Below are 24,614 nucleotides of genomic sequence, written 5' to 3' on the forward strand. Positions count from 1 at the left end.
TGGTACAACGCACCCTTGCCCGACTATGGCAACGTCTCACTGATCACTACGAACAAGACACTGACGCTGATTGCTGTGGTTCAACGATAAGAGAGACTCCGTCAGGATCATCAGACACCACAGAAGAACACTGCTGTGAGTAACTATATAACGTGGAAATTCAATATGTCTGAACCAGAGTCACCACCCGAAGATGCCACGATCGCGCTCGAACGGTTGTATGATAACCCAGCAGCGAAAATCGATGCATTACAGGCGATCCGTCCGGCCAACGAGGACGTGAGTGGCCAAGAGACCGTCTTCAAGGCACTCGCCAATGAGGACCGCCTCCGTGTACTGGAAGCACTGCGGGAGTCAGAGTGTTGTGGCTGTGAGCTACAGGTTGTGCTCGACGCCCCCCAATCGACGGTTGCTACCCACGTTCGGAAGCTGAAGCAAGCCGGACTCGTTAAGTCCCGGAAGAAAGGTAAGTGGAGCTACCATCGGATCGCCGATACCGCGATCTTCGAGGTGCTCGACCTCGTTCACGCCATCCAGGAGGACGCCTGAGATGTTCCCACCAGGCCTTGAGGGGGCATTATTTGACGCGGGGGCGTACTTCGTCCATCTCGCAGTTATTCTCATTCCGTTGTTCCTCGGGGCATCGTTCCTCGTGGGCCTCGTGCAGGAATATCTCCCGCCCGAATCTGTCGAACAGAAACTCCGTGGCCACGATGAAGGGACTGGTAACGTTGCTGCCGCTGGGCTCGGTGCGGTGACACCATTCTGTTCGTGTTCGACCGTGCCGATTCTTGCCGGACTGTTGCAGGCAGGTGCACCGCTTGGACTCGCGTTTTCATTTCTGCTCGCCTCGCCACTCGTGAATGAGATCGCTGTGCTCCTGCTTGTCGGTCTGTTCGGCATTGAGATCACAATCTACTATGTCGTGATGACGTTCCTTGCGGCTGTCGTCGGTGGCATCGTTATCGGCCGACTCGGTTTAGCTGAACACGTCAAAGGCATCCAACTCGTGGAGGAGACGAACCAGCCCGTTGCAGCGGATGGTGGGACAGCTGACTGTTGTGCAGGCGGGACAGGTACGGCGACCCAGACGCATCGACAGCATATCGAGACGGCTGCGCGTGAAGCGTGGTCGTTTTTCGTCGAGACGCTGCCGTACCTTATTCTCGGGATAACGCTCGGAGCATTGATTCACGGCGTCGTTCCCGTCGATGTTCTCCATGCCGTCCTCGGTGCGGAGAATCCGGTGGCCGTTCCGCTGGCAGCCCTCGCCGGTGCGCCGGTCTACATCAGTCTCAGCGGCATGCTACCGATCGCAGCGGCCCTCAACGAGCAAGGGATCGCGATCGGGACTGTATTGGCGTTCGTTATTGGCGGCGCGGGTGTCAGCATCCCGAATCTTATCCTCCTGAACAAGCTGTTCAAACGCCGGTTGTTACTCGTCTATGCTGGAACTGTCGTCACAATAGGGATTATTGTTGGAAGCGTGTTCAACAGCCTACTCCTCTGAGACCGTGGTCTACTAGGAGGCCGACTATCGTGTTCGTGATATGATCGAAGGGCGCGTCACGGCGTTGTTCGACGAGACCGAATCGGAGTCAACAGAACATGCTTGACAGTATGGCAGGGGCCGGTAATGAGTGATCGTCCTGACGCAGTGCAGATGCACATGACGCCCGCCCAATTCTCACCCGCCCAGTGGTGTTCGATGGCGCATGGCTCGTCGGCCGGGTAGTAGTGCTAAGCTATCGAGGGACACCGCTTGTCTCTGCCCTGACGCAGGCGGTTCCGATGGCGCTCGTGCTTGGTGATCTTGTATACTATCTTAGACGATACCGACATTAATGGGCTGAATCCCGAAGAGATGTGGCACGATACCGTAACGATGAGAGCGACGGTCGATGATACGTGATGTAAGAACGTCTAAACGAGTACATGATAAGGTATGCGAGCGGCTCGAAACGGCCGCAACGCTCGTCGAGTTCGTTCGAGACGTAAACGTTGACCGACTGCTCACCAACACAGACGACAAGCGGTTCGAAGCCCGTAGGTATGATGCTGCGTCACTCGTTCGAGCCTTCTTCTGTCGCGAACTCGCTGGGCTCTCGTGGAATGGGCTCTATGAGTTTCTCTCAAACAATGCCCGAGCGGTTCGCTTGGGCTTCGATCCCTCAAAATTTGGACCTCTCGAAGCGCAACGTACGCATAGATGATTTCTGAATCAGAAGGTTGAATTGAAGGCGACGTCGTCCAGTTTTCATTTACACTCTGAAGTCAGAGGAAATGATGATTCCACCGATGGGTTAACTAAGAACTGTCAATCACACCACGGAATCACCGGACCGATCCGCGCTTACTAGAACCTCTCTGTTGGTCTGAAAAGCCCTTCGGGAAGATACCACGATTCCTACGCAATCAGCGTGCTAAGACTGCCGGATATGGATCTCATCTGGTGCGTCAAGAGTACGCGTCCGGGATGCTTGCCCATTATAAAGGACAACGTTGATTCGATAGCATTCTGCAGGCTCCTCAATGAGATATGCTTTCCACGGTGTCCAGCTGGGACCATCAATACGGTGCTTGTAATTCATGTTGAACTGAACAACCCGTTCGACAGCGACTGAGTCGCCATAGGTATCGACCCGCCCAACCGGCCCAGTGAACGTCTCATCGCTCACAACAATTGTAATCTCGTGACCGTCCGTCAGCGTCGGGATATCCTGGTACACGGTCCGATCAGAAGGAATGCGGCTGGTATCTGTCCCTTGTGTCATTATCCCAAAATCGATGGGATAGATAATAAATTGGGGCGGCATTCAGCGCAATGTTTTCCAGAGCGTTCGTCTCTCCTTCGTTCAACTTCCCACATAGAGGTAGCCTGATACTATATTACGGAGAGGTAATGTCGAAAAGCGTTGGTTTACCATATTCTACTATTCTACGAGGGCTATGGGATCAAGGAAGACTGGTACATGCTCCAACCGTGGTACGGCATCACGCTTAGGGGTCGAAACCCGTATCTCGAATCGGTCGGGAAAGAACGCATCAAGGCGAAGGAAAGGAATTGCTGCACGTGGAATGGTCACTGGACCGGGCGGCTCTAAACGTCCGACACGCCTCCGTAATTCAGGAATATATCGACTCACTGTACGAGGAACGTCAAGAAAGAAAAGAGATGCACTACGAAGAATTTGATGCTATCGACGAGGTCGTTCGCTGAGTGATCAACCGAAACGGATGTGGTTGTCGAATTGGTTGATGTGAATGGAAGTCGTACTTAATGATTGATGAGAGTCCCCGATCCGACTGCACTGCCCTCATAGACCGGATTACTCATAGAGCCGTGATCGATAGACAGAGGTGGTCGTAGGTGGCTGCTGATTCAGATGGTGATATTCCTCCGAATCAAAACAAGCCACACAGCGCAACCCGCTTCCTTGGTGTGGTGATTCTTCTTTCCATCGCATGTGTCTGGTTTTTCCGACCGTGGCTCCACGGGCCGATCTACGGCCTCTACACAACACCCATCCTCTGGGTTGGTATTCCCGTGTGTCTGCTCATCGGGGTCATCGGGCTTGACCGGATCAACTACCCAGCAGCGCAGCAGGCGCTGGTGATCATCTGTATCGTTGGGTTGCTAGCGCTCACATCTGTGTCCGGAACGTTTGCAGCGAACACGCTCGGGCAGGCAACGATGCAAGAAAGCCACTCGACAGACCACCTTCTCGAGACGGATCCCGTACAGCCTCGGGTGCTCCCGAAGGGCGTCGCCGATCGCTACGCTGGAAACACGCTGAACCTGCCACAGTATCAGGTCACAGAGAGCGATATCACGTTCCAGAATGGCACGCCCTACTGGTCGTATGCCCTTGCTCCAGATGGGATGTGGAACTATCTCACAAAGAAACAGACCGGGACGGTCTTGATCGACATGACGAGCCAGAACACCGCTGTGAATACGGTGCGAGGTGAGATGCAGAAGGGGATCAGGACAGCGTTCTACAACGACTACAACTGGCACCTCCTCAAGCGCGGGGAGTACCTCGCCCACTACGAAGACCCGTTCATGGTCATCCACAACGATCAGCAATACATTGCCGTGCCGTACACGGTACCGGCCTTCCACTGGCTGCCAATCCCCCATACCACGCCGACGTGGGGTGGAGTGATGCTAATCGACGCGAATGGTGAGATTACCGATCTCTCACCGGAGAAAGCTCGCAAGCACCCGGCGTTGAAAGGCCAGAAGCTCTATCCCTTCGACCTCACGCGTGATCGGGTCGCCGCGACCAAATATCGTCACGGTATCATCAATACGCTCACGTCTCACAAAGACGAGATCGAGGTGGCGCCTGTTCCGGGAGATGGGAATGATCAGCCGTTTCTCATCCCCACTACAGAGGGTCCAATCTATGTGGTAGCTGCCGAACCGTACGGGACGGCCCAAGGGCTAAGTGAGATCTGGATGGTTGACGCGCGCACGGGCCAACAGTATCGATACACACCGAATGGCTCATTGTTCGGCCCTCGGAAGGCGACCGACTATATCCGCCAAGCAGCTCGGACCACTGATTGGAATCGATTTACCCCAGCCGAACCGATTCCGGTCGTTATCGACGACCAACTTTACTGGGAAGTTCAGATCGTCCCCTCCGACAACAGCGGCGTCGCCTATACTGCCTTTGTTAACGCACAGAATAGCGAGGTCCACGAGGTTGAGACAACAGCGGCAGTCACGAATTTCCTGCAGAATGGGGCTGTCCCAGCCAACCAGACGTCTGACCGGGATGACAACGAGTCACCAACGTCACCAACCATGATCGTCGAACGGGTTGCCCCGAACGGAAGCGTCATCGGAACGCTGACCATCTACGAAAATGAATCAATCCGAATCGTTCAGCAGAACGAGACTGATGCAGGCAACCGCACGACCGAAAGTCGGACGATGAGCGGGCCGATGGGCTCATCGCTTGCTGGGGCATAGCGCGGCTCGTCCGTCGCTCACCAGCATCACGATTTTGCTGGACCCCTATCTGACTGGGGAGGAAAACACCGTTCCGAAGGGTTGTCTTTCGACGTATCCAAGCGAGAATGACGATGCAACACGCTAGCTCTTCCAATCTTGTCGGAACGCTGTTGGTGCGCTATTCCATGCTTCTCCGTGACCTTATGTAACATTCGGCCGTCTCTACAGGCACCGGATGTTACATAAGGCCATATCAGCCACTGAAGTACGCCGATCGACAGTCGCCTGTTCAACTACCGTTGGAGTAAGTACAGAGGTGATATTGCGACAAATGATTGCAGATTAGCGAGTGGATAATTTTCAGGTATCGAGTGGTTCAATGCTCACACAGCGGTCGTGAAAGACCTTCGAAGAGGCAGATCTGGCCTGAGCTGCTGTACAGACGATTCACGAGAGTTCAGTAGCGACACCGCGTCTGTGGTTCCGGTTACCCGTTACCGAGGGAAAAGGTAGTATCCAAGCCATTAGGTACCAACCGGTTGCTTCCGAAATTGCTGTCTCGTTACACCAATAGGGTCGTAATGGACAGTCGTTCTCCGTAGTGATGGAACTTCGGTCGAATAACGATCTCAGTTGCTGAGCCCATGTTTTTGCGTGTATTATTGACACTTCCCGGCATGGATGACTAACTGATTATCCTGTCATATCCAGAACGTTCGATTGGCAGCGAGAAAGATACGACTGAATCGCGGTTGTTCGCCCCAAAGCTTCGAATTATTGTTACCGATGGTGAGAAAACAGGGACACGCCCCGTCACATTGTCTCACCGCCAGGTCGGTGGCGACCAGGAGGGGGATGCGATTAAGACCGTTGCGGATGCTGGCATCATCATCGTTCCAACCGATGAAGACATCTCAGATGGAAACCAGTCATTCTACCGCTTTATTCTGACAAAAGGGAAAAGATTCAATACATTATGGAAAGTATACTTTCCATCTCATGTACACTCGCCAACAGGTTGGTGCAATTTCGGTCCTCGGAATCGGTTTCCTCCTAATTACGTTCGTCCCGGCAGCTCTCGAGTCACGGGGGGCCACAGACCTCATCGTCGGACTCGCCATCACTGGCGGCGTTCTCCTGAGCACCGGCAACCTCTGGCTTGAGAGAGTACTCGCTAGTGAGGGCAAGTACGATGAACGGCAGATGGCCATCCGCTATCGATCGGGGTGGATTGTTTTTTGGATTCTTATATCGACGATCTGGGCAATTTGGAGTATCGAGTTCTTCACCGATCTAAGACTGCCGGAGGGGTGGTTTGCGGTGCTCGGCGCAGGTGGGTTTTTGCTGCAGAGCGCGACTCACGTCCTGCTCAAACGACTGATGTGACTCGGAGGGCTACCCATGGAAAATACACTGAAGGTCTGGCGGGCAAAGCGAAACCTCACCCAGAAGGAACTGGCGACTGAAGTCGATGTTTCGCGACAGACGATTAATGCAATCGAAGGGGGGCGATACGACCCGTCGCTCGAACTCGCTTTCAAACTGGCGGCGTACTTCGACTGCCGGATCGAGGACCTCTTCGATCCCGAATTGGATCGATCCTGAGTGCCGGACTCTACCGTGCTCTTCTGGTTACTGAGCCGTCGGAGAGCAAGCAACTGAACGGTCAACCGCTCGTACTCTCTTGTCGAAGGGTTGTCAGATGGTAGAGGTTGGACGAAAACGTCCGGCCTCTGGGTGAATTTCACGTTTCAGTACAACCGTTCAATCGGCTCACGAAGCAGAACGGGAACAGACCCTTTTCCCACGCCGAGGTAGCTGCCTGCTTTCAGTCTCCACCTAATTCCGCGAGTGTAAGGAGAAGACTCGGAACAATCAACAAGATGAGGCCGCCAACGATCAGAACGAGCGGGAGTACGAGAAGTCCCATGTCTGTCAACAACCAGAGCCCGAGGCCGCCAAGCAGGGCGAGCAGACCGATGAGGCGGAGGAGCCATATGATAGCACCTTCGAGTTCCGAATCTGCGACTACGTCCGCAAGTTCGAGGATATCGTCCATTAACATGCAGTCCTCAGAGCTGCAGCATCATATATTTCGGTGCCCCCGTGGAACCAACAACTATCCCTGTGCGTTTGTCGCAGGGGGCTCAACAGAAGCGTTCACTGACGGGGCTCGTTTTGTCAGTATCCCAGTGTTGGAATGACAAATGGTGTCTCAGGCCGCTGATGGTAGCTTAGAAGTTGGAACAGTACAGCATTGAAACGAAACAACTATGGGCCAACGAGCAGCCAGATCGCCCCTGCAAGCATCCCAATCCCGAGTGCGCGTGTTACCCAAACCTTCCAGACTGGTGGCTCGATCTCGCTCATTCGGAGAGTACTCCCACCGGCACCAAACTGTGCGGTTAGTCGCGTACGCATAGATGGTTTGATAACACGTAGTCCGCCGATCACGAGAAGAAGGAGACTGTGCACGATGTCGGTAGCGGGAGACGTTTCAACGCCATCAAGTATGATTGATGAGACGATGACAAACAGTGGATCCATGACAGCAATTAAGATTAGACGAGGGACGCTGTCGATTACCGATGACACAGTGCAAATAGAGACTGGACTGTTCAGCTCTATGAAACGGCTCTACGAGCAAAGCAGACCAATCTTCGCTTTCCTCAGCTTCAGTCTGCTGCTTGTACCAGTCATGGGGGTTTTTGACCCACTCCCGTTAGCACGAGAGATGGTACTGTTTCTTCTTGTTTTTGTTATCCTTATGCTAGCTGACTCTGCTCTAGGCACAAAAGTCCGGAACAATATTGCGTCGGCAACAGAAATCCGCCGGACAGCCATTGATCATGTCGAGTATGCACCGAGCTCATGGGTTCAAAGTCCGAAGCTCCGCATCATCGTTACTGAGGGTGAGAAAACGGGTGAACGACCGGTCATATTGTCACACCCCCGACTTGGAGGCGATCAGCAACTGGAGCGTTTGATTCAGGCCTTCGGGGATGCCGGTATCACCGTTGTTCCAGCAGATGACACAGACGACGATGAGAGCTGAGCACAACGGGTCAGTCAGACGACCAGACCCAGATTGAACGTGGATGAGATGCCCCGAGACGGACCATACGGTAGGAGGGAATACTGCACGAGAATATACTCCTATCGCCGTACGGTAATCGGCAGGGCGGTAGAAGCATATCATATCCAGACAATCGATGAGAATCGCTAACCAAGGAATACAGCACGAATCGTCGCAGCCCTCAGTAGTGACACGAACTGAACGATCTCCCTGCGTATTCCTGTGCTTCAACTCACCAGACAGTCAGTCTGTCTCACCGTCAGTCGTGGTCCCGGCCAAGCCGACGCGACTGCGTCGCCGATACAGATAGCCAAGCGCGACAACGATTACCGGTACATAATACCCGAAAAAAAGAGACACATCGCTACGGCTCCACTCGCGCCCCACAGCCACGGATTGGGTGCCCACGGAGCGTCGCTGGCACGGAGTTTGCGAGCGTCTAACCACAGACAGCCAACGAAGACGGGAGAAGAAAACGTGGCGATGATCATAGCCAGGCCAAAACCGAGAAAAATACTCCGTATGAGCGGAGTCTCTGGACAGTTAAATAATCTGACTACACCGGTGCCAAACAGGACGGGCAATACGAGAAGCGGAAGGAGGGTCCCGTACCACCAATTCGAATAGTACTGTCGTGCCGTCACAAATTATTGTCGAATTGATAGATGATGTATGTATTGGTTTTCACGAACCGGCTATGGATACCAGTGGCTGTCCTCGGAAAAGTCAAAATGCTGAAACAGACGGTGGTTTTGAGAACTCGCTCGGTATCAAGTAGGTCGTCCTCAGAGACGGTTACCATAATGACTTCGTCATGACTGCCACCTCCCTATGGCTGATCGCCTCGCAACGCGCATTCTGTCACTGCCTGTCCACCCCATCTCTCTGAACGAAATCGCCCACATCGTGGATACAGTTACCCAGCTCTCATCGTAACCAATCCGTAATTCCATGATAATCTACAGAAATAGCATCTACGGTGTGATGGGTCGATTAGGAATTCTTGCATTCATTTGCAGTCACGTGATTGTATTCCAAACCTTAAATTCATATCATAGTGAGACCAATCAGTTATCATGGACCTCCTCACACTTGGAAATGGTCTCATCGTTCGTTTGGGTCTCTATCTCCTCATTTTCTGGCCAACAGTCAGCTATTACATCTTCACAGATTTACAGCAGTGTGACGCGAATCAACCAGTCCTCGAGAGTATAGGATACGGGTTCTTTGGAATCCTTGGACTCTTTGTTTACCTTGCAAAGCAAGAGCGTGCAAAGGCAGTACATTGATTGACGCAGACGATTCATAGTTAGTCAGTAAGATAATTACTTCTCGAATGTTGCTCTGTCGTGATGCGGCGCTGCGCATCTGCTGAATCGCCTGGTTCGACATCCAGCAGGGGCGCCACAACGAGAGCGAATCCATGTATGCACGACTCTTTGCACAGTACGACCTACCACACAAGGGCGGCTGGCTCCACGAGCTCGCAGTAGTCCTGTCCACGATCAGCGATGGGAGATCGTCACGAGGGAGTCCGCTGTCGTCATATCTGTCCCGACGGCGGAAACAGTTGGCACTGTAATCGACACACGGTTCGAAAGTCGTTTTCCAATCATGTAGAATGCTTTCAGCGAAGGAGCTACCGCTGACCATGAGATGACGGGAGTCTCCCCGAAGCATATCGACATTTCAACAGATGTGCAATATGTTTTGTGGCCGAGTATGTCGATGACGATCGTTGTGCGAGCGCTTTCCCGGTGTAGTCGACAACACGCTCACTCTTATGTAATCGTGAGTACAGATACCGACGCCGAAACCACCATGAGTACGTGAGAGAATCGGGCTGTAGTGGACTTTGACCTACGACGTGAAGTCGTTACAGACAGGAATTCCCATGGTGTTGTAGTCGGTCATCGAAGCCAATTCGTCGGGAACTTGATGGATATCGATTGTCTTATCCACAAGTTTGGTCGGATCGATTTTTCCCGTCCGAATCATCTCGAGCATCTCAGGATAGCGCGATGGTTGAAGGCCAAGCGAACCGTAGAAGTCGATCTCTTTGGCGACAAAAGCGTCAGTCGGGAGCGATATCATTCCTTCTTCCTCGCTCGTCGTGAGCCCAATCTGGACGTGGCGACCGTTTTTCCCGAGTGAATTAACTGCATTTTGACATGTTGTGGCGATCCCAAGCGCATCAGCTGATACATCTGCTCCACCGTTAGTCATGTCCTGGATCTCTACAGCGGGGTCGTCGACTTCTGAGGCATTGACTGTCGCCGTTGCTCCGAGTTCCTCTGCCTTGCGGAGTTTCTCGTCCATGAGATCGACTCCAATGACGTTTGCGCCGAGCGCGTTCGCGATGTGGACCGCTGAGAGGCCGATTCCGCCGAGTCCATGAATTGCGACAGTTTCACCGTTGCCAACATCTGCTCGATGGGCCATCGCATGGTACGACGTCATGAACCGACAGCCGATTCCCGAGGCGGTGTCAGGTGTAATCTCGTCGGGTAACGGGACAGCATTGATATCTGCGTGTGGGATATGCACCTCCTCTGCGAACGCCCCAGGGGCTTCGTCCATGAACCCGAGCCCAACGTGATTCTCACAGATGTTTTCGTGACCGTTGCGGCACAACGAGCACTTGCCGCAGGCGAAGTTGAACGGGATCGCAACGTTATCACCCTCGGAAACGTTCTCGACATCCTCTCCGACCGAAATGATCGTTCCACACGGCTCGTGCCCAAGGATTTGTGGCGGATCAGGACGATAATTGAACCAGTCCCAGTCGCCCTGCCAACAGTGCCAATCAGACCGACAGACCCCACAGCCGTTGACTTTTGCGACAGCTCCGTGGGATTCGGGCTCTGGTCGCTCCATATCTTGAACTTCAAGCGGTTCTTGGAATTCCTCTAGTACTACTGCTTGCATTTCTTTCCCATCTACGATGCCACGAAGTAAATAATCTTTCATGCATGAATTGTTGTTTATTTGTTTTTAGTGGAAATTTAATGTGGTATCAACATCGGTCTTCGTCTGAGGTAGCCTCCTACCAATGAGTCGACTCGTCGTTGATAATGCAAGACACAGCAGAGGATAATAATCGACTCCTTGGCTGTTACCTTCCATCACAGGCACAGAAGATATTTACACATGTCCTAATAGATGATACTATGATAAAATTTATATTCATCATATATCCGTTGCGATTATTGGTATGATACTGATAACAAGTGCTATGACACCAATTGTACCCAACCATTCAGAATCAGCCGCTATAGTACTCACTTTGGTCGGCAGTAGCTTTGTAATTTCATCGTTCTATGATTTTGTAGCGAATGAACCAGATGATTTTGATATTGGTCAGTACCACTTCTGGACCGTCAATTTACTCACATTACTTACGCTCGGATGGGTTGGGTATCAATGCTTGAAATAGGTTGGTAACTGTGTTCGATTCTGGTGGAGAATGGTGGTCGAATTCGGCTGTTCTGAGCAGTTTGTTGGGATTGAGACGAGGGGAACGGCGTAGACAGTCGTCTCCACAGAAGCCCTGTTCAGATAGTAAGAACACAGACGTCGAACCTTGTACAACAATCAGGTACCATTGAAGGTAGTTGTTGGATAAGGGATAGAGAGGGATGACAGAACAAAACCCTCCCATTGTGCCAGATCTACTCCCGAAATATCTGATGGATAGGATTCCAAAACAGAACATCCGCACGCTCGAAGCGATGGAGGACGATATCGCCGAACTGATCGAATACAAGCGCCGTCAAGGGCACCGAATCCATCGCGAAGCACAAATGAAAAATCGACGTATCAGAGCACAAGGCTGCGTTCTAGCAGTTTCCGATAGTCGTGATCATCCGTATCTGCAATCCGAGCAGCACTACCGACGGGATAAGCGTAGTTTGACCGGCTCGGCCGGCAGAGTATTCGCGCTCGCGGTCAGAGCAAGCGATGCGTCGGTTATCGATTCAACTGCAAACTCACGTGCGAGAGTCGCGACAACGAGCTGAGCTTCCATCCGAGCGAAGCGCATCCCGATACAGTGGCGCGGACCGCCACCAAAGGGGTAGTAGGCGTATTCCGGACGGTCATCACCATCCACCCAGCGTTCAGGTCGAAATTCGAGTGGCGCGTCGTACCACCGCTCATCGCGGTGAATAATCCACTGCGGGAGCGACACGACCGTCCCTTCTGGGATGGTGTAGCCGCCGATTTCGATGTCTTCGATCGGCTCACGGAACGTCGTCCAGACCGGTGGGTAGAGACGCATCGCTTCCTTGACAACCTGTTCGGTGTAGTCTAGTTCGGGGAGATCAGCTGCCGTCGGCGGGGCATCACCAAGTACTTCGTCGAGTTCGGCATGGAGTCGCTCCTGAACATCAGGATGGTGACCGAGAAGGAACCACGTGTACGTGAGCGCAAGCGCGGTCGTTTCGTGGCCCGCAAAGAGGAAAGTTGCCATGTTGTCCCGGAGGGTATTGTCGTCCATTCCTCCGGTGTCGGTCGCCGCGACGAGCAAGGAGAGAAGGTCCTCACCGAGCTCATCGGCCGCACGACGCTCATCGATGAGTTCCTCGATAAACTCTCGAAGCGAAGAGAGCGAGTGCTTGTACTGCCGGTTTACCGGTGTCGGGATCCACTCGGGGAGATACGCACCAAGCCGAGACGTATCGAATCGATCTCGCGTCGCGGTGGCTGCTGCCCGAACAGCGGACTGTCGCCCCCGAACATCGATTCCGAACAGCGACCAGGCAAGCACTGAGAGCGTGAGTTCAGTCATCGCATCGTGGATCTCGATAGTCTCACCATCGTTCCAGTCTGCCGCCATGGCTTCGGCGTGAGAAACCGCGACCGGCGCGTACGTCTCGATACGCTCGCGGTAGAAAGCAGGTTGAGCGGTGGTTCGCTGATCGCGCCAGTCGTCGTTCTCAGCGAGCAACATCCCTTCCCCGAACGCCGAGCCAATCTGGCGTTGTTGCATCTCGCCTTTGACGAACCGCGGCGCATCGGTCACTAGCACCTGCTCGACGTGATCAGGGTGGGTGAGCAAGTATCCAGTGTCGCCCGCGACGCGGTAGTGAGCCACGTCGTCCTCGTACTCGTGCGCCAGTCGCTCGTAGAAGCCGAAGACATCGCTTGCGAGCGCGAACGTGTTGCCAATCACGGGAAGTCCGTCTGGTCCCGGCGGCTCGCGTTCGGATCTCGTGGATTCGATGCTCACTTCGTCAGTCGTCGGGTCGGTCTCCGTCGCCATATCGGGATTTGAATCTGGCACGACATCTGCGTTCGGTCGCATTCACTAGCGTCTTTATGGGTGAGGCGACAACGACTCAACATGAAGTACCTCCGTCTCATGCTCCGGTACGCACCGGTAGCACAGCACCCGATGCATCAGTTCATGACCGAGAGCGACGCCATCGACCGTGAATTGCTCGTGGCCTGGAATCTTACCGCTGAGAAAGACGTCACGTACGCGCTGTTTTACGTTGTTGGCGAACGCGACCAGTATGAAAACGCACTCGAAGCCGTCGAGACCAACGAGGGCTACGACCTCACGCCCGTCCACGAGGGGGCGTTCTATGCCTACCTCCGCGAGCGTGACACCGATCGATTCCGGCGCTTCCGTTCGGCATTCGAACAGCCGTCGTTGATGGTGATTCCGCCGTTGGATTATCGCTCGAATGGGATGCTAGTGTTCGATGCCGTGGGCGAACCCACAGCGCTGGAAGCCGTGCTTGACAACCTCCCCGAAGGGATTACTGCGGAGGTCCGTGAGGTCGGCGAGTACGATGCCCGCCCCGGGACGTTCGCCGCGACCCTCACCGAGCGCCAGCGCGAGGCGCTGGCTGTGGCGCGCGATGTCGGGTACTACGAGGTGCCACGCGAAGGCAGCGTCGCAGAAGTCGCAGAAGCACTGGGGTGTGCGCCAAGCACCGCCTCGAATCATCTCCAAAAAGCCGAGAGACAGTTAATCGAGCGCATGTTTGGGTGACAGCTTACTCCCATCCGCTTTGCTGTTGAAAATCATAGGTCACCTGACGCCATAGAATCGATAGATAAATTTTCGCGTCGCTATGCACGTTGGTGACTGGAACAGCTTTCAGGCCGACAAGTCGTCGCTTGATATCCACAACCAAGGTCACGAACGAGGCCTACGAGGCAGACCCGACCTGCCCCGACCTGATCCGCTATCAGTCACGATATGCGTTCTCGATAGCTGCCTGCGTGGTACCGAATGCCCATTCCGGGGGTCGACGTGGTATCAACATTTTTCAACAGTAGAATGCTTCCAAACTGCTGTCTCGTTACAACTGTAGGGTCGTAATGGATAATAATTCGCCGTAGATGGTATGCCTGTGTTACTTGGGCAGTACTTCCTTACGTTCGATCTATGACTGTTCGTCGCAATCACTATCAACGAATGCAGAGACAGTCCGGGAAGCACGATCACCAAACAATGACAATAAATCTATGACAATCGTTTATCCGATACGGTTCCAGTAATCGATGGATTTTTGTCAATCGTCGTTGCATCTGTACCACCATGGAATGGGCACCTCTCACACCAGAACTACTTGTTACAGATTACCAGAAGAGTTTCTCGTTTTATGTTGAAACACTTGATTTCACCGCAGAGTATACCCGTGAGGATCCACTGTTCGCCTATCTTTCCGTCGAAGGGGCCCAGCTCATGATCGAGGAACGGACGGGGAGTGAATGGTGGGTGACTAGTGAGATAAACCACCCATACGGAAGAGGAGTGAATTTTCAGATTACAGTGGATGCTATCGATCCATATGCAAACCGTCTCAAGAATGATGGCTATCAACTGTTCAAAGGAATACAGGAGGAGTGGTATCAGGTAGACGAAGGTGAAAGCGGTAATCGACAATTTCTAATCCAAGACCCGGACGGGTATCTCCTCCGGTTTATGGAACATATAGGCACGCGTTGAGCAGATATACCAGACGGGGACTATACGCGATTGACGCAAAGCACCCAAGAGCTGAGAAGCGTACTATCGTGTGAACTATTCCATGACACCCTGTGAGGCTAGCAAACGGGTGTTACAGTGTAGTCTGTGCTCAACCCCTCGTCGATTCAGGTAAACCACCGCACTCCCTCACTGAGTTCGCAACGTACTGTTCGGGACACGTCCAGTGTGCCTCCTTCGCGTCAGGAGAGTCAGGAGGATGATTGGTCGTGCACAACTGCTGTTGCTCGTGACGGTTGACCACTCTTTTCTCATTGGAGCCACGTTGTTCGACGACGGTCACCTTCTGTGGCAACTCGTCCGCGAATTGGACAGTCGCACGGTACCACGTTCCGGCTACATTCGCGGTACAGACGGTCGGGAGGAAAGGAATCGGATTCTTGGATTGTGACTCCATGACGATACGGAGGGAGTTCGCCTCCGCATCGTACGTCGTTGAGGAAATCCCGACCTTGTCACAGCTACTTGATCCGTAGACCATGTGGCCAGTGATATGAACAGCACTTGCAGCTTCGTCGAACGCGACAATGGTCGGGCGTTGCTCGCGGTTCCGACGTGGTTCGATGTGCTCGACGTTCGACCCAGTCACACCGGACCTACCGAGACAGCCCGCCATGGCGGTGAGACTTCCTGCAAGCAAACCAACGAACGAACGGCGATTCATGCTTCCTCCAAGACATAGAGTCCATCAGAAAATGTCGAAATATACAGCCGACCATCAACAACTGCTCCACCGGTTCCTCTGATGCGCCCCGCGGTATCGAACTCCCAATGCCGTGTCCCGGTTTCAACGTCGAGAGCATAGATGTACGAATCTTCACTACCGATATAGACCGTTTCGTCCGTAACAACGGGGTCACCAGTTACATTGTTCCACGTCCAGAACTCCCAGCGTTTCTCGCCGGAGTCGGCGTCAAGTGCGTAGACCCGTTCGTCAGCTGCACCAGTGTAAACCGTCCCGTTGGCAACCGCAGGGGCCGATCCATCGACACTAAAGTTGCTCCATTCGCGCTCTTTGATCGGGTGGCCCTCAAATCGCCAGCGACGGGACCCATCGTCACTCGCAATCGCGTGGACGCCGCGAGCATCGCTGACGTAGACAGTTTCCTTCGCAACGGCCGGCGTACCGGTGATTGGGTGTGGGTTCGTATACTGCCACAGTCTCTCGCCAGTCCTCGTATCGAGGGCGACGACCGCACTCGTCTCATTGTCAGTCGTAGCAACTGCAAATACTCGGTCCTCAGAGACAGCAACTGCACCCTTGGCCCACTCTCCGACCGACTGTTCTAATGTCGTATCACCTGTTTCGCTGTCGAGTGCGATGAGGACACCATCGCCTCTAATTACGAAATAGGCGACGCCGTCGACGACGGTGGGAGCATTGACCTCCTCGTCAAATTGCCGTTCCCACCGAATGTCACCGTTCCTGCGATCGAACGCGATCAGGCGATTGCCGAACGGAGCGAGAACCACGTCACCCACGATGGCGGCAGCTGCATCTGGGACGCCAACGTCGGACTCGTCACCGAGTTTAGTGCGCCACTGTTCCTCGCCAGTTGCTGCGTCAAGTGCAACGAATTCGACTGTCTCGTCGTGAAATCCGAGATAGACCGTTCCATCCGCGATAACGGGGGCCTTCATGGAGCTGAGATGTTTGTTGTATCTCCACGAGACAGTCACAGATTTTGTTGGCCCGCTATCGGTCGTGTACGCGGTATTCTGCGGGTCACCTCGACCGAACGACCACGAACCCTCGACTGGTGGTGATGTTGATGTACTCAATTGGGCGAGACTCCCAAACCCGAGTACTGATCCAGCACTGGCGAGCACTGCACGGCGGTTCAAACGGAGGACAGTCATGATTGTAATTTCTCAGAGTGTGTCAGCTTAGTCGTTCGCATCTCTGAACTGTAATTGTGATTATTTGCGGCCACCACATCACCTGAATCGCATGGAAAAGATCTATGCAGCACGAATTCCCGTTCCATTTCTGCTAGCAGTGCTACGACACAACGTCGAACGTTGCACCGCCAACATCCACCATCTTTCACGATAGTATCTCCTATGGCGTTCAACTGACGCCATTAATAAGCGTGAGTAGCTATACTGTTCGCATACAGAGTCAATATATGAAACAAAAACAGCAGTGCGACGAGTGTGAGGTAGAATTAGAACAGACGTACCTACAGGATGCACAGAACCGTCGGATATCTCTCGTCACTGATGAGTCAAAGGGTGGTATCCTCGGTTTACTGGGAGAGAAAGAGAAACTCACACCAGTTTCATACGTCTGTCCAGAGTGTCGACGTATCGAATTCTATGTAGAAGACTAACAATCACAGACAGTACGGGTTCTGTATTCAAGTCCTCGATATCACATCGATAGAGTAGCACGCAACGTACGACAGCCCCGCTGTGCTCGGCCAATAGACGGAGAGCCCATACGTATTCTACGCACGCTCGCATCCTTAGGATTGTGAGAACCCCCAGTGAAACGAGAGTTCGATCGAAATCATTTATGCTCCGAACAGTTCTCGGTTGGATCTATGTACGCGCGGACTGATGCAACTGAATGTCAAACAATTGATCGATTTGAAGATGGTGTCGGCTGGATCGCTCATCCTGACGAGAGGGGACAGAGAGCAAGCCATGCAGTCTGTGGAAAGGATGGTGTGTGGGTCCTCGATCCACTCGATGCACCGGGGATAGACGATCTCCTTGCAGAACGTGGTGAGGTTGCAGGTGTCGCGGTGCTCTCTGACTATCACGCCCGAGATGCGAGCGTCATCGCTGAACGACATGGTGTGTCCGTTCACGTTCCACGATGGCTGGACCGAGCCGCTGAACGTATCACCGCTCCAGTCGAGCGCTGTGCATGGTCGCTCGGCAATTCGGGGTTTGGAATCAAGCGTTTTGCGCCGTTTCCCGGGTGGTCGGAAGCTCTCGCGTACCGCGAATCGGATCGGACGCTCTATGTCCCAGAAACGCTCGGAACCGCCCCTATCTATACCGTAGGAGCGGAACGACTCGGCATCTATCTTCTCTGTCGGCTGTTTCCGCCTCGGAATCTGCTCGTCGATACTCATCCAGAGCGCATCCTCGTAGGACACGGTGACGGGATCTTCGAGAATGCTGGGACAGCACTCACAGACGCGCTCAACGGTGCAAGACGGCGCTTCCCGACTGCCCTGATGAGGAAGGGCAGGGTGCAACTCCGGGCCGGAATTGAAGCACTCGGGGAGTCAGACTGACAGGAAGAGCAAACGTACCAAAGCGGTCCACTTGTAAGCAACGTTCCTCGTCTACCAGAGAGGATCAGAGAGGGTTCTACGTTTCAATACAATCGTGAAACCGGAGTATATAGTCGAATCACTGGCATTCACTACTCGATTTGATTGTCTCACTATTGGTTGATCTGAAACAATATTATTCGATCAGACATCTCGACTCTGATCTGTTTCCCTGCCGCTCGTCTTTCCACAGCCAACACGAACCAGGACAAAGATTTAAAAGGAGTACCTGGCTGATGCTTCCCACGACAGAGACAGATCCTTCCTCACTCGAGCATCGCGCGCAGGTGATGTACCATTCAGAAAATATTAGTAGAATAGACGATGGTTACAATTCAAGATCACGAGAGTACACACTAACCCTCGCCAGCGATATCCAGCGAGGATTGAAACTCCACTAGCGGTAATTAACCAACGGGAACTTGTGTTCCACAATAACGAGAATCTGGTCGGTCACTGTATAGCTGACTCATTTTTTCACCCATACTGATCGAACAGGACTCAGGCGGTATGCGTTGGTCAATGAAGGCACCACGACTGCTGTTCGCGTCAGGGCTGACAGAATTGTCATCCGGTGTGTCCAACACCTGCCTCATATCATACAACTGGCCGCCAGCGAAGGCGAGTACGAGACAGACGACAATGATCTGTTGATGGCGCTCAAGACGAAGCGTCCCAACCGCAACGCCGAGACCGATCGCTGCGAAAACCAGCAGTAGATAGAGATCGGCCAAACTATCGAAATCAACGAAGCCGATTTGCCAGACGGGCCACAGCGCACCAGCAGCCAGCCAGTAATGTGCTCGTTCACGATAGGCCGTTTCAACTGCGCCAACGACACCAGCAACGAGTAGCGGCCAGAGAAAGCCGGTAAATCGGATAAATTTCTGAATCCGATCGACCAATGTCTGTCCGTGGTCGCCGAGCCGGAACACGTCGATAATGACCTCAACGATCATTGGAACGCCACCGCCCAACAGGACGATCGGCATGACCGCGATGATCGTAACACACAGTGAGGCGAACACCATCGGTCGCCAGTGTGCAAGCCGATCCTGCCGCCACGCTCGTCCGTAGACAAGCATCACGAAAATAAGACCCCACTGCCAGTACCCCGCTGCGATCGTGGCAAATGCACTCGCCAATGCTGGCCGATCGTCGAGACTGCACCAAACGCTTGCCAGTCCGAAAGAGATCGTGAAATATTTTGGAAAAATTCCGACACTTGGAAGCTGGACGAAATTATGGAACCCGATGATCAGTACAGCAGTCACGAACGCAGCGAACGGGCGGGCTGTCAGCCGATATGTGAGGCTAGCCGCAAGCAAGACGATGACGACCGCTGCGATAGTCGTTAGAGCAGAACCAAGATAGAACTGCGTCCATGGATCACCTGGAGCAATAAGCGCGAATAGAGCAGTTGTATTGTATATCATCGGTGGTTTGACATCCCACAGTCGGAGGTACGGCGCGTATCCGGCGGCAAGAAGATCGCCTCCAAGCAAAAACACAGCCGCATCGGGAAGCATTCGTCGCGTCTGACGGAGTGGAAAGTAGATACTGAGCTGGAGTGCCGCAAAGACAGCGACGGCAGACAGCCACCAATGCGTGTGAAGGCGCTTGAAGAGTTCATTCAGACGCCAAGATTGATACGACATACGCCCCGGTTGACAGAGATTTGATAAATACTTTTTGGCCAGATGGAAATTAATATTACAATCATCTGTACGAGATTGTTGATAGTTGTCCACTTTGTCTCAGCGATTCTGCCGCTTTGTGACAATGATATCTACTCACATATTATTAGATTCTTATATTATCTACGGCGACGACAAGATATGGAAGGGCGATCTTCGCGGATCGGTGATTCATCGACTAGTGGTCGCCCTCTTAAATCCGGATCGCGTACTCGCGGCGACTGATAACAAAGGCTCAATTGGCTTGCTTAGTACCAAAACCATAGAATCAGGAGCAGATCCTCCGCTTCCGATATCGCATTCACCATATTTATTACAGATGTGGGTGAGGATCGACATGCAATGGCTGCCATCGAAGCGACAGGATTGACAAAACAATACGGTGACGTGACCGCTGTAGACGACTTGGATCTGGTCGTCGAAAGCGGAACCGTGTTCGGCTTTCTCGGTCCAAATGGTGCTGGAAAGTCGACCGTGATTAACTGTTTACTAGATTATATTCGACCAACCGACGGGCGCGTCTCTGTCCTCGGTCATGATGCTCAGACAGAGTCGCTGGCTGTCCGTCAGCGAACGGGCGTGCTTCCGGAAGGGTTCGACGTCTACGACCGGCTAACCGGTCGCCAACACCTCCAGTTCGTCGTCGATTCGAACGAGGCGAGCGACGATCCCGATGCGATCGCCGAACGCGTGGGGATCAGTGAAGCAATCGACCGACGGGCGGGCGGATACTCGAAAGGAATGACCCAACGGCTCATGTTGGGCACCGCCCTCGTCGGCCAGCCCGATCTGTTGATTCTCGACGAGCCATCGACTGGACTCGACCCAGAAGGTGCACACGAGATGCGCGAAATCGTTCGTGAAGAGGCCGACCGTGGTGCGACGGTCTTCTTTTCGAGTCATATTCTCGGGCAGGTCGAGGCCGTCTGTGATGAGGTTGGCATTCTTCAAGCGGGGACCCTCGTCGCAGAGGACACCATCGACGGGCTCCGTACTGCCATTGAGGCCGAGACGATTCTCACAGTCGAGGTTGAGCAGCTACCAGACGCAGCGCTCACAGCAGTCCGCGCACTGGCCGATGTCTCTGAAGTAAGCGCGACTGACACAACGGTAACAGTACAGTGTGTCGATGATGCGAAAATGACTGTTCTCCGAAAACTGGAAACAGCGGGTGCGAGGGTTGAAGATTTCGATCTCGCAAAGACCTCACTCGAAGAGCTGTTTCTCGCGTACACGGACAACGAGACCGGTGGTGCATCTAGTCACGATCAGAACAACAAGGTGCTCACCCAATGAGTATCCTGCTCGTCGCCAAAAAGGACTTTCTGGATGCGATCCGGTCACTCACCCTGGTGGCTGTTGTAGGAGCATTTACAGCATTTCTGGCCTTCTTTACCTACTTCAAGTTCACAATGTCACCGATGACGACTACCACTGTGTCTGATCTATATCAGTCATCGGCCAGCGTCGTCGCTGTTATTGGAACTCTCTTGGGTTACAAATCGATCGTCGGAGAGCGTGAATCTGGAAGCCTGAAGTTCCTACTTGGGATGCCACACACTCGTCGAGACGTGATCCTTGGGAAATTCATCGGACGAGTCGCGGTCGTCGTCGTCACCGTGATCGTCGGATTCGCCGTGGTGGGCGCTCACTACGCCGTGTTGGCTGATTCACCGTCAGCGACGGCGTATGCTGTCCTGATCGGAAAATTACTGGTCCCTGGCGCAGTGTTCGTCGCACTAGCAATCGCGTTTTCAGCAGCTAACCGCTCTGCGACGGTGGCGACATGGGGCGCGATCGTGCTTGCGGTCGTCTTTGCATTCGTGTGGGAGACAGTCCTCAGTATTGTTCAGTCGCTCATGCTTCCTGCCAATGCAGCGGTTCCAAATTGGTTTCACCTCCTCACGCGGCTCAATCCGAAATACTTCTACATCGATGCAAATACGCTAGAAATGGGCAACGCAGCACCGTTTTATCTGGAACCATGGTTTGGCGGTGTAATTGTGGCTGGGTGGCTACTCGTCTCACTCAGCCTTGCGTGTGTGCTGTTCGAACGGAGTGATCTGGCATGAACCGTCGCTATCTCGCCGTCATTGCGGTACTCATCGCTGTGCCGCTATTTGCTGGTCCACTCGTCTCTCCGGTACCGGATTACGGCCCCCATATAGAGATTTCCGCAGATAAAGTGAATTTTTCATCAGAAGAGGAAAAAGAAGAAGGGATACGGAATGAGACAACGATTGACTACCAGAATCTCTCAAACTCCGGCCAGCAGTTATTTGATAAGGCAGACAAGAGAGGCTGGAGCAGCGACACTATGGTCCGATTTGACGAGGCTCCCAAGTCGTGGACCACAAACTTTTCTCAAGGATTTAAGACAGAAACGAACGTGATATACGTTCACAAAAACGGGCAATACTACCATGTAAACCTTCACCGGTTCATACCGTCACCGTCCTTCAAGGCGTTCATGCTCCGATTAGGACCGCTCCTTGGCGCCATTGGGCTCGGGACGCTGGCCGGGTACTTCGTCCTCACTGCCGAGGACTGACAATCTGTAGTCAGTACACGCCCTAGCAACGCACTCACGCCGTCACTGACAAACGATCTGATCGCAATCACCGTTCGCGGAACAAAAATAAGCCTGTGCACGTTGTAAGAACCTCCCGCCAATTGGTCCACGCGACGACACAGCCCAATGACAGTGCTGCGATCCCGAAGAGACTAGCTTTCACGGTGTAGTAGATCGTCCCTCCCGTCTGACCAGCTATCACTGCTGGATCGAAAAGTGACAGCCCGAAGTATGTAAACATCGTTGTGATGGCAAACGCCCAGACGGTTCGTAATCGAACGTCGGGATACCACCACTGCACAATGTAGGTCGCACCAACTGCAACAAGCATACTACTCTCGCTTACTGGCTGATTCGTGAGGGCGACATCGAGGACCATCGCAACGCCGTTACCCAGCGAAAGATCCAACGCGATCCAGAGGACGACGACTCGGCCGAAGCCACTGAATTCGTTCCGCAGGCGGTTGAGCACACTCATTGGGCTGTCAGAGCGTAGAGTGTCTGGTCGAACGCGAGATAGACGGCGTCACCGGCAACGATCGGTGAGGTACTCACTGTCCCTGAGTCGGGGACTGTCACCCGGAACCGTTCGTTTCCTGTTGTGCTGTCGAGCGCGGCCAGACCGTCTTCGAGAGCAACGTAGAGCGTTCCATCGGTGAGTGTCGGTATGCTCTCAATGCCGGGAAGATCGACACGCCACCGCAACTCGCCGCTTTCTGCATCGAGCGCACGGACGCTGTCGTCGGACACGAGATAGACTGCTGATCCATCGGATACCGGATTGAGTGCGGTCTCACCGGTCCCGAGTGGGTACGTCCAGCGGGTGCTCCCATCCGTAAGATTCAGCGCATACAGCGGCCCAGCTCCACAATAAATTGTCTCATTCGTGATACACAAGCTAGGCTGATAGTAGTAATTACTGATCCCAATGGCTCGTTCCCACACTCTCATCCCGGTGGAAACATCGACAGCACCGATCGACTGGGTGTGGTCAATAACCTCCCCAACGACGTGCTCTTGGGCGTAGGCGTACGGATGAATCGCTTGTCTCGGCTCTGTTTCCCACCGTTTGAGACCAGAGTGGATGTCGATCGCCGTAAGACTGCCATCATTGCCGACACCTGAAACGGCGTACACAGTACGGCCAACACGAAGTATCGATTTGTTGTTACTCCTCAATTCGTATTTCCATTGTGCACTCCCATCAGTCTGATCGACAGCATACAGATCCTGGTCGGAACCAAGGAGCAACTGCCCATCACCGAGGCTAGGACCAGCCCGAATAACGAGTGGCTTATCGTAGTCGAGGATCGTTCCGAAGTGCTCTGTTTGCCAGCGTCGCTTCCCCGTTGCAACAGCAACTGCGGTCAGCGTGTGCTCAGTTGCGGCATAGACTGTCTCTTTCGAACAGACAAGTTGAGACAAATACTCATCTTCGTCTGCGACCGTAGCTTGCCACGAGATATCCGGTGTCTGTATCGGTCCATCCGTACCTGGTGCGTAGCCTGTTCGTGCTGGGTCATACCGCTCCATCGGCCACGATCCGGGATCGATCTGTGTGGTGTGTTTGGGAGCGCTTTCGAACCATCGTCGAGGAAGCATGACACCCCCGATCGTTGCACCGATGCCGACTGCAAGTGCTTGCCGACGGGTGACTGGGGACCTGTTTCGAGACATTACACTATTGTCTTGTTACGACGTGAGATGTTCGTACATTTATATGTTCGTAAAGAACGTTGCTGTCGACACAGTACAAATCGGAATGACGGTCCGTAGTCAAGGGATAGCAGCGAGCATCTGGAGAAACACGCTTGAGTCAGATGAACCAGCAGGTGGAACTAGAAACAATGAGAAAAGGTAGGACAGTCACGTGAGCGAGATCCCGATGCGGAATCCCGTACAGAGAGTATCATCCAGCACCGAAGAGGGTACCTCACTACCAGCCACGGGAGTAGGTCTCTCTGGTGCTCATTGACCATGAAAGGGTGATGCCATCAGGCAACTGTCCAT

General features: G+C 53.4%; 26 protein-coding genes. 15 read left to right on the plus strand and 11 right to left on the minus strand.

Going from position 1 to position 24,614, the window contains the following annotated elements; translation table 11 throughout:
* Nucleotides 1-165: 165 nt before the first annotated feature.
* The 3 genes from MW898_RS19855 (at nt 166) to MW898_RS19865 (ending at nt 2,213) form a co-directional block, all read left to right on the plus strand.
* Nucleotides 166-549, plus strand: coding sequence for an ArsR/SmtB family transcription factor (locus MW898_RS19855; RefSeq protein ID WP_248910050.1), 384 nt, complete (start codon nt 166-168; stop codon nt 547-549).
* Nucleotide 550: 1 nt separating this feature from the next.
* Entirely contained in the window at nt 551-1,510 is a 960-nt protein-coding gene (locus tag MW898_RS19860) for a permease (RefSeq protein ID WP_248910051.1), read from the plus strand.
* 391 nt (nt 1,511-1,901) lie between these two features.
* Entirely contained in the window at nt 1,902-2,213 is a 312-nt protein-coding gene (locus MW898_RS19865) for a hypothetical protein (RefSeq protein WP_248910052.1), read from the plus strand.
* Nucleotides 2,214-2,423: 210 nt separating this feature from the next.
* Here MW898_RS19865 and MW898_RS19870 read toward each other — a convergent pair whose 3' ends face one another.
* On the minus strand, nt 2,424-2,774 hold the full coding sequence (locus tag MW898_RS19870) for a hypothetical protein (protein WP_248910053.1): 351 nt from the start codon (nt 2,772-2,774) through the stop codon (nt 2,424-2,426).
* A gap of 596 nt (nt 2,775-3,370) precedes the next feature.
* On the opposite strand from MW898_RS19870, the gene MW898_RS19875 reads away from it, so the two are divergent.
* From MW898_RS19875 to MW898_RS19885, 3 genes are all read left to right on the plus strand, one after another.
* The gene (locus tag MW898_RS19875) at nt 3,371-4,984 is read left to right on the plus strand and encodes an ABC transporter permease (RefSeq protein WP_248910054.1); all 1,614 of its coding nucleotides are present in this window, start codon (nt 3,371-3,373) and stop codon (nt 4,982-4,984) included.
* Nucleotides 4,985-5,965: 981 nt separating this feature from the next.
* Complete coding sequence (locus MW898_RS19880; RefSeq protein WP_248910055.1) at nt 5,966-6,352, plus strand: hypothetical protein; 387 nt, start codon at nt 5,966-5,968, stop codon at nt 6,350-6,352.
* Between the two features lie 15 nt (nt 6,353-6,367).
* Complete coding sequence (locus MW898_RS19885) at nt 6,368-6,571, plus strand: helix-turn-helix transcriptional regulator (RefSeq protein WP_248910056.1); 204 nt, start codon at nt 6,368-6,370, stop codon at nt 6,569-6,571.
* Between the two features lie 223 nt (nt 6,572-6,794).
* On the opposite strand, the gene MW898_RS19890 is transcribed toward MW898_RS19885, so the two are convergent.
* Both MW898_RS19890 and MW898_RS19895 read right to left on the minus strand, forming a co-directional pair.
* On the minus strand, nt 6,795-7,031 hold the full coding sequence (locus tag MW898_RS19890) for a hypothetical protein (RefSeq protein ID WP_248910057.1): 237 nt from the start codon (nt 7,029-7,031) through the stop codon (nt 6,795-6,797).
* Between the two features lie 206 nt (nt 7,032-7,237).
* Complete coding sequence (locus MW898_RS19895; RefSeq protein WP_248910058.1) at nt 7,238-7,513, minus strand: DUF6199 family natural product biosynthesis protein; 276 nt, start codon at nt 7,511-7,513, stop codon at nt 7,238-7,240.
* Between MW898_RS19895 and MW898_RS19900 the strand changes: the two genes are divergently transcribed.
* Nucleotides 7,512-8,021 carry a hypothetical protein gene (locus tag MW898_RS19900; RefSeq protein ID WP_248910059.1) on the plus strand — a complete coding sequence of 170 codons (510 nt, stop codon included), beginning with the start codon at nt 7,512-7,514 and terminating at the stop codon, nt 8,019-8,021. The genes MW898_RS19895 and MW898_RS19900 overlap by 2 nt on opposite strands.
* Before the next feature lie 347 nt (nt 8,022-8,368).
* Here the strand turns inward: MW898_RS19900 and MW898_RS19905 are convergent, their stop codons facing one another.
* Nucleotides 8,369-8,533 carry a hypothetical protein gene (locus MW898_RS19905; protein WP_248910060.1) on the minus strand — a complete coding sequence of 55 codons (165 nt, stop codon included), beginning with the start codon at nt 8,531-8,533 and terminating at the stop codon, nt 8,369-8,371.
* A 585-nt stretch (nt 8,534-9,118) separates the two neighbouring features.
* On the opposite strand from MW898_RS19905, the gene MW898_RS19910 reads away from it, so the two are divergent.
* Nucleotides 9,119-9,331, plus strand: coding sequence for a hypothetical protein (locus MW898_RS19910; protein WP_248910061.1), 213 nt, complete (start codon nt 9,119-9,121; stop codon nt 9,329-9,331).
* Nucleotides 9,332-9,902: 571 nt separating this feature from the next.
* Here MW898_RS19910 and MW898_RS19915 read toward each other — a convergent pair.
* On the minus strand, nt 9,903-10,970 hold the full coding sequence (locus MW898_RS19915; RefSeq protein ID WP_248910062.1) for a zinc-dependent alcohol dehydrogenase family protein: 1,068 nt from the start codon (nt 10,968-10,970) through the stop codon (nt 9,903-9,905).
* Between the two features lie 961 nt (nt 10,971-11,931).
* The gene (locus MW898_RS19920) at nt 11,932-13,305 is read right to left on the minus strand and encodes a cytochrome P450 (protein WP_248910063.1); all 1,374 of its coding nucleotides are present in this window, start codon (nt 13,303-13,305) and stop codon (nt 11,932-11,934) included.
* A gap of 81 nt (nt 13,306-13,386) precedes the next feature.
* On the opposite strand from MW898_RS19920, the gene MW898_RS19925 reads away from it, so the two are divergent.
* Nucleotides 13,387-14,043 carry a helix-turn-helix domain-containing protein gene (locus MW898_RS19925; protein ID WP_248910064.1) on the plus strand — a complete coding sequence of 219 codons (657 nt, stop codon included), beginning with the start codon at nt 13,387-13,389 and terminating at the stop codon, nt 14,041-14,043.
* A 552-nt stretch (nt 14,044-14,595) separates the two neighbouring features.
* On the plus strand, nt 14,596-15,006 hold the full coding sequence (locus MW898_RS19930) for a bleomycin resistance protein (RefSeq protein WP_248910065.1): 411 nt from the start codon (nt 14,596-14,598) through the stop codon (nt 15,004-15,006).
* Nucleotides 15,007-15,136: 130 nt separating this feature from the next.
* Here MW898_RS19930 and MW898_RS19935 read toward each other — a convergent pair whose 3' ends face one another.
* Both MW898_RS19935 and MW898_RS19940 read right to left on the minus strand, forming a co-directional pair.
* Nucleotides 15,137-15,709, minus strand: coding sequence for a hypothetical protein (locus MW898_RS19935; RefSeq protein ID WP_248910066.1), 573 nt, complete (start codon nt 15,707-15,709; stop codon nt 15,137-15,139).
* The gene (locus tag MW898_RS19940) at nt 15,706-16,905 is read right to left on the minus strand and encodes an outer membrane protein assembly factor BamB family protein (protein ID WP_248910067.1); all 1,200 of its coding nucleotides are present in this window, start codon (nt 16,903-16,905) and stop codon (nt 15,706-15,708) included. The genes MW898_RS19935 and MW898_RS19940 overlap by 4 nt, the downstream gene beginning before the upstream one ends.
* 269 nt (nt 16,906-17,174) lie before the next feature.
* On the opposite strand from MW898_RS19940, the gene MW898_RS19945 reads away from it, so the two are divergent.
* Nucleotides 17,175-17,378 (plus strand): hypothetical protein, encoded by a 204-nt coding sequence (locus MW898_RS19945; protein ID WP_248910068.1) that lies wholly within the window; start codon nt 17,175-17,177, stop codon nt 17,376-17,378.
* 213 nt (nt 17,379-17,591) lie between these two features.
* Nucleotides 17,592-18,296 carry a hypothetical protein gene (locus tag MW898_RS19950; protein ID WP_248910069.1) on the plus strand — a complete coding sequence of 235 codons (705 nt, stop codon included), beginning with the start codon at nt 17,592-17,594 and terminating at the stop codon, nt 18,294-18,296.
* 446 nt (nt 18,297-18,742) lie between these two features.
* On the opposite strand, the gene MW898_RS19955 is transcribed toward MW898_RS19950, so the two are convergent.
* On the minus strand, nt 18,743-19,993 hold the full coding sequence (locus tag MW898_RS19955) for a DolP-mannose mannosyltransferase (protein WP_248910070.1): 1,251 nt from the start codon (nt 19,991-19,993) through the stop codon (nt 18,743-18,745).
* A 381-nt stretch (nt 19,994-20,374) separates the two neighbouring features.
* Here MW898_RS19955 and MW898_RS19960 point away from each other — a divergent pair, with 381 nt between their 5' ends.
* From MW898_RS19960 to MW898_RS19970, 3 genes are read left to right on the plus strand one after another with little or no spacing between them, the layout of a single operon-like run.
* A complete protein-coding gene (locus MW898_RS19960; protein WP_248910229.1) occupies nt 20,375-21,328 on the plus strand; it encodes an ABC transporter ATP-binding protein in 954 nt (317 codons plus the stop codon).
* Nucleotides 21,325-22,104 carry an ABC transporter permease subunit gene (locus MW898_RS19965; RefSeq protein ID WP_248910071.1) on the plus strand — a complete coding sequence of 260 codons (780 nt, stop codon included), beginning with the start codon at nt 21,325-21,327 and terminating at the stop codon, nt 22,102-22,104. The genes MW898_RS19960 and MW898_RS19965 overlap by 4 nt, the downstream gene beginning before the upstream one ends.
* Complete coding sequence (locus tag MW898_RS19970) at nt 22,101-22,583, plus strand: DUF7979 domain-containing protein (RefSeq protein ID WP_248910072.1); 483 nt, start codon at nt 22,101-22,103, stop codon at nt 22,581-22,583. The genes MW898_RS19965 and MW898_RS19970 overlap by 4 nt, the downstream gene beginning before the upstream one ends.
* 67 nt (nt 22,584-22,650) lie before the next feature.
* Here the strand turns inward: MW898_RS19970 and MW898_RS19975 are convergent, their stop codons facing one another.
* Both MW898_RS19975 and MW898_RS19980 read right to left on the minus strand, forming a co-directional pair.
* Complete coding sequence (locus MW898_RS19975) at nt 22,651-23,082, minus strand: hypothetical protein (protein WP_248910073.1); 432 nt, start codon at nt 23,080-23,082, stop codon at nt 22,651-22,653.
* Nucleotides 23,079-24,281 carry an outer membrane protein assembly factor BamB family protein gene (locus MW898_RS19980; protein ID WP_248910074.1) on the minus strand — a complete coding sequence of 401 codons (1,203 nt, stop codon included), beginning with the start codon at nt 24,279-24,281 and terminating at the stop codon, nt 23,079-23,081. Before MW898_RS19980 ends, MW898_RS19975 begins: the two co-directional genes overlap by 4 nt.
* Nucleotides 24,282-24,614: the final 333 nt, after the last annotated feature.

Source organism: Halocatena marina (genome assembly GCF_023276375.1).
GTDB lineage: Archaea > Halobacteriota > Halobacteria > Halobacteriales > Haloarculaceae > Halocatena > Halocatena marina.

Coding starts and splice junctions, on each gene's coding strand:
- MW898_RS19855 (WP_248910050.1), top strand. CDS start 166: ATGTCTGAACCAGAGTCACCACCCGAAGATGCCACGATCGCGCTCGAA.
- MW898_RS19860 (WP_248910051.1), top strand. CDS start 551: ATGTTCCCACCAGGCCTTGAGGGGGCATTATTTGACGCGGGGGCGTAC.
- MW898_RS19865 (WP_248910052.1), top strand. CDS start 1,902: ATGATACGTGATGTAAGAACGTCTAAACGAGTACATGATAAGGTATGC.
- MW898_RS19870 (WP_248910053.1), bottom strand. CDS start 2,774: ATGACACAAGGGACAGATACCAGCCGCATTCCTTCTGATCGGACCGTG.
- MW898_RS19880 (WP_248910055.1), top strand. CDS start 5,966: ATGTACACTCGCCAACAGGTTGGTGCAATTTCGGTCCTCGGAATCGGT.
- MW898_RS19885 (WP_248910056.1), top strand. CDS start 6,368: ATGGAAAATACACTGAAGGTCTGGCGGGCAAAGCGAAACCTCACCCAG.
- MW898_RS19890 (WP_248910057.1), bottom strand. CDS start 7,031: ATGTTAATGGACGATATCCTCGAACTTGCGGACGTAGTCGCAGATTCG.
- MW898_RS19900 (WP_248910059.1), top strand. CDS start 7,512: ATGACAGCAATTAAGATTAGACGAGGGACGCTGTCGATTACCGATGAC.
- MW898_RS19895 (WP_248910058.1), bottom strand. CDS start 7,513: ATGGATCCACTGTTTGTCATCGTCTCATCAATCATACTTGATGGCGTT.
- MW898_RS19905 (WP_248910060.1), bottom strand. CDS start 8,533: ATGATCATCGCCACGTTTTCTTCTCCCGTCTTCGTTGGCTGTCTGTGG.
- MW898_RS19910 (WP_248910061.1), top strand. CDS start 9,119: ATGGACCTCCTCACACTTGGAAATGGTCTCATCGTTCGTTTGGGTCTC.
- MW898_RS19915 (WP_248910062.1), bottom strand. CDS start 10,970: ATGCAAGCAGTAGTACTAGAGGAATTCCAAGAACCGCTTGAAGTTCAA.
- MW898_RS19920 (WP_248910063.1), bottom strand. CDS start 13,305: ATGGCGACGGAGACCGACCCGACGACTGACGAAGTGAGCATCGAATCC.
- MW898_RS19925 (WP_248910064.1), top strand. CDS start 13,387: ATGAAGTACCTCCGTCTCATGCTCCGGTACGCACCGGTAGCACAGCAC.
- MW898_RS19930 (WP_248910065.1), top strand. CDS start 14,596: ATGGAATGGGCACCTCTCACACCAGAACTACTTGTTACAGATTACCAG.
- MW898_RS19935 (WP_248910066.1), bottom strand. CDS start 15,709: ATGAATCGCCGTTCGTTCGTTGGTTTGCTTGCAGGAAGTCTCACCGCC.
- MW898_RS19940 (WP_248910067.1), bottom strand. CDS start 16,905: ATGACTGTCCTCCGTTTGAACCGCCGTGCAGTGCTCGCCAGTGCTGGA.
- MW898_RS19945 (WP_248910068.1), top strand. CDS start 17,175: ATGAAACAAAAACAGCAGTGCGACGAGTGTGAGGTAGAATTAGAACAG.
- MW898_RS19950 (WP_248910069.1), top strand. CDS start 17,592: ATGTACGCGCGGACTGATGCAACTGAATGTCAAACAATTGATCGATTT.
- MW898_RS19955 (WP_248910070.1), bottom strand. CDS start 19,993: ATGTCGTATCAATCTTGGCGTCTGAATGAACTCTTCAAGCGCCTTCAC.
- MW898_RS19960 (WP_248910229.1), top strand. CDS start 20,375: ATGGCTGCCATCGAAGCGACAGGATTGACAAAACAATACGGTGACGTG.
- MW898_RS19965 (WP_248910071.1), top strand. CDS start 21,325: ATGAGTATCCTGCTCGTCGCCAAAAAGGACTTTCTGGATGCGATCCGG.
- MW898_RS19970 (WP_248910072.1), top strand. CDS start 22,101: ATGAACCGTCGCTATCTCGCCGTCATTGCGGTACTCATCGCTGTGCCG.
- MW898_RS19975 (WP_248910073.1), bottom strand. CDS start 23,082: ATGAGTGTGCTCAACCGCCTGCGGAACGAATTCAGTGGCTTCGGCCGA.
- MW898_RS19980 (WP_248910074.1), bottom strand. CDS start 24,281: ATGTCTCGAAACAGGTCCCCAGTCACCCGTCGGCAAGCACTTGCAGTC.